The 3471-nt window shown below is 75.0% G+C and carries 2 protein-coding genes; both read right to left on the bottom strand.

The features are described 5' to 3' along the window. Positions 1–6 precede the first annotated feature (6 nt). Entirely contained in the window at positions 7–1785 is a 1779-nt protein-coding gene (locus ABGB14_RS07665; protein ID WP_347642817.1) for an ABC transporter ATP-binding protein, read from the bottom strand. Next, positions 1782–3464 (bottom strand): ABC transporter ATP-binding protein, encoded by a 1683-nt coding sequence (locus ABGB14_RS07660; protein WP_347642816.1) that lies wholly within the window; start codon positions 3462–3464, stop codon positions 1782–1784. The genes ABGB14_RS07665 and ABGB14_RS07660 overlap by 4 nt, the downstream gene beginning before the upstream one ends. Positions 3465–3471 lie beyond the last annotated feature (7 nt).

Here is a 3471-nt window from a genome sequence, read left to right as displayed (position 1 = left end):
GGCTGCCTAACGTGATGACGACGTGGGGGTGCGCGCCTCCCAGGCACGCCAGAGCTGCGCGTACCGGCCGCCCGCGGCGACCAGTTCCTCGTGCCGGCCCTGCTCCGCGATCCGGCCGTGCTCCAGGACGACGACCCGGTCGGCGGCGGCGGCCTGGGTCAGCCGGTGGGCGACGATCAGGGTGGTGCGTCCCCGGGTGGCCGCGGCGGCGGACTCCTCCAAGGTGCGCGCGCCGAGGCTGCCCGCCTCCGCGGTGGCCTCGTCGAGGATGGCGATCGCCGGGTCGACGAGGATCAGGCGGGCGAGGGCGAGTTGCTGGGCCTGGGCGGTGGTCAGCTCGTGGCCGCCCTCGCCGACCACCGTGTCGAGACCGTCGGGCAGGGCCGTCGCCCAGTCCAGCGCGCCGACGGCGGACAGCGCGGAGGCGATCTCGCCCGGCGACGCCTCCTGCCTGGCCAGGCGCAGGTCCTCGATGAGAGGGCCGGCGAAGACGTGCACCTCCTGGGTGATGATCGCGACGTGCGCGCGCAGCCGGTCGGGCGGCAGCGCCACGCCGCCGACGGACACGGTGCCGCTGCCGGGGCGCAGGATGCCCGCGGCGATCGCCGCGAGCGTGGACTTGCCCGCACCCGTGGATCCGACCAGCGCGACGCGGGCGCCGGCGGGCAGGCTGATGGAGACGCCGTGCAGCACCTCCGGCCCGCCGTCGTAACCGAAGCGCACGCCTGACAGCTCCAGCCCGGCGCCGGCCGGCCCGCCCGCGCCCCCGCCGGGGCGGTCAGGGTCGTCGCCGGGGTCCGGCGCGAGGTCCACCACGCCGACCAGCCGGGCGAGGCTCGCCGCCGCCGCCTGCAACTCGTCGAACGTGAACAGCAGCATGCCGATGGGGTTGAACAGGCGGTGGAACAGCACGGCCGCCGCGGCGCTCTGGCCGACGGTGACGGCTCCCGATCTGACGAGGAGGAAACCGACCACGAGGATCGCGGCCAGGCCGAAGAACTCCGCCCGGTTGACCCGGCCGACAAAACGGGTGAACAGCGTGAAAACCGACAGGGAGATGTCGTGCACCTGGTGCGAGGCGTCGCCGATGTCGCGCAGCCGGCGCTGCTCCAGCCGGTAGGCGTGCACCGTGCGCGCACCTTGCATGTTCTCCACCAGCAGTTGCGAGTTGCCGGCCACGGCGTGCCGCTCGGCGGCGTACTTCGGCGCCGCCCGCGGCAGGTACCACCGCAGCGCCGCCACGTAGAGCGGGACGGCGACCGCGCCGGCGAGCCCGAGCCGCCAGTCCATCCCGGCCATCGCCGCGATGCTCAGCACGCCCAGCAGGAAGGCGGAGATCATCGTGGGGACCACGCTGGTGGCGGCCTTGCCGATCGAGGCGGCGTCGGTGCTGACCCGTGACAGCAGATCTCCCTTGCCGACCCGTTCCAGGGTGGTGACGGGCAGGCTGAGCGCCCTGGCCACCGTACGTTCCCGCAGGTCCGCGAGCATGTGCCCGCACACCCGGCCGATCAGGTACGTGGCCGTGCCGGTGGCCGCGCCGCCGGCGACGGCCGCGGCCACGATGACGACCGCGATGGGCACGATCGCCGAGACCGGCGCGTGCTCCCTGACGCGGTCCACGAGGGTGCCCAGGGCGTACGCGGGCACCACCGACGCGGCGGCGCCCACGACGCCCACCAGCGCGGCGAGCGTGCCGCCGATCCATCGCGCACGGAGTTCGAGCCGCAGCCACGCCCAGGTCCTGCGGGCGTCGGCGACGGGCAGCCTGTCTGGTCCGGTCATCGCAGCACCGCCCGGTTGTAGTCGTCGTCGGTGACGGCCAGTTCGGCGTGGGTGCCCTCCGCGGCGACCCGGCCGCCGTCGAGGACCACGACCCGATCCGTCATGGCGAGCAGGGCCGGGCTGCTCGTCACGACCAGGGTGGTGAGCCCCCCGGAGCCGGGGTGGCGCAGGGCGCGCAGGCCGCGGGCGATCTCGTGCTCGGTCACCGCGTCCACGGCGGTGGTGGGGTCGTGCATGACGAGGATCGCGGGGCGTGCCGTGAGCGCGCGGGCCAGCGCCAGCCGTTGCCGCTGCCCGCCCGAGAGGCTGGCGCCCCGCTCCGCGACGACGTGCGTGAGGCCGTCGGGGTGGGCGGAGACGACCTGGTCGGCGGCGGAGGCGGCCAGCGTGGTCTCGTCCAGCGGGCCGCCCGCGGTGACGTTCTCCTCGATGGTCCCGGTGAACAGGTCCGTGAGGTGGGGTTCCACCAGCATCGCCCGGCGGGCGTGCTCCGGGTCGAGGCGCGCCAGGTGCGTGCCGCCGACGAGGACGCCGCCTTCGTACTCTCCGGGCGCCACCCGGCCGGACAGGATCCTGACCAGCGCCTCCCCGTCGGCGGAGCGGTGGGGCACCACGCCGACGAATTCGCCGGAGCGCACGTGCAGGTCGACCCCGTCGAGCGGGCCGTACCTGAGCGCCCGCAGCTCGAGGTCGGGTGAGCCGGCGTCGAGCGTCTCCGTGCCCTCCGGCAGCAGCGCGGGCGCGTCGAGCACGGTGGCGACACGGTCGGCGGACGCCCTGGCCTCCGCGACCCAGCCGGGCACGACGGCGAGCGTGCCGATGGGCTCCATCAGGAACTGCGCGAGGCCGATGACGGTGATGAGCTCGCCGACGGTGATCCTCCCGTTGAGCGCGAACCACCCGGCCAGGATCGCGATGCCGCCGGCCAGGAGCGCGCCGCCGGCCGTGGAGGCGGACAGGTACGCGCCCTGGGTGCGCGCCGCGCGTAGCGCGGCCCGCAGGGACCGCCTGCTGACCTCGTCGTAGCGGCCGGCCGCCGCGCGCTCCGCGCCGATGCCGCGCAGCGGGCGTACGCCGCTGACCAGGTCGCCCGCCAGCGAGGTGGCCTCCCCCGCGAGGTCCTGCTGCTCGGTGACCCGCTTGGTGATGAGCGGGGTGGCGGCCTGGAGCCCGAGGAGCACCACGGGGGTTCCGGCCAGCACGGCCAGCCCGAGTTGCACGTCGATCACCAGCAGCGCGACGGCGCTCACCACGGTCGCCGTCACCGCCCCCGCGACGCGCGGCACGTAGTCCAGCAGGTAGGAGGTGTTGTCGGTGTCGGTCGTGGCCACGGTGAGCAGGTCACCGGCACGGCGGTCGGTCCTGATCCCGCGCGGGTGCATGATCTTGGCGGCCACTTCGACGCGCAGCAGGTGCGCCTCGTCCGCGATGGCGAGCATCAGCCGGCGGGCGCCGAAGCGGTAGGCCATGCTCAGCACGGTGAACAGGCCGGCCAGAGCGGCCACCCAGAGCACCAGCGCGCCGCCGTCCCCCGGGCCGATGGCCCGGTCGACGATCACCCCGATGAGGATCGGCACCAGCGACTCGCAGACCTGGTGCAGGCTGATCAGGCCGGTCCCCGTGCCGAGCTGCCACCGGTTGCGCGTCACCGCGCGCCACAACACCCGCCGGCCGGTCATGGGCCGC

Origin of the sequence: Nonomuraea sp. B10E15 (genome assembly GCF_039871615.1) — a bacterium.
In the GTDB taxonomy this organism is placed as follows: domain Bacteria; phylum Actinomycetota; class Actinomycetes; order Streptosporangiales; family Streptosporangiaceae; genus Nonomuraea.
The sequence above is the reverse complement of the archived record's forward strand: the minus strand, read 5'-3'. Positions and strand labels throughout refer to the sequence as shown.

Coding starts and splice junctions, on each gene's coding strand:
- ABGB14_RS07665 (WP_347642817.1), bottom strand. CDS start 1,785: ATGACCGGACCAGACAGGCTGCCCGTCGCCGACGCCCGCAGGACCTGG.
- ABGB14_RS07660 (WP_347642816.1), bottom strand. CDS start 3,464: ATGACCGGCCGGCGGGTGTTGTGGCGCGCGGTGACGCGCAACCGGTGG.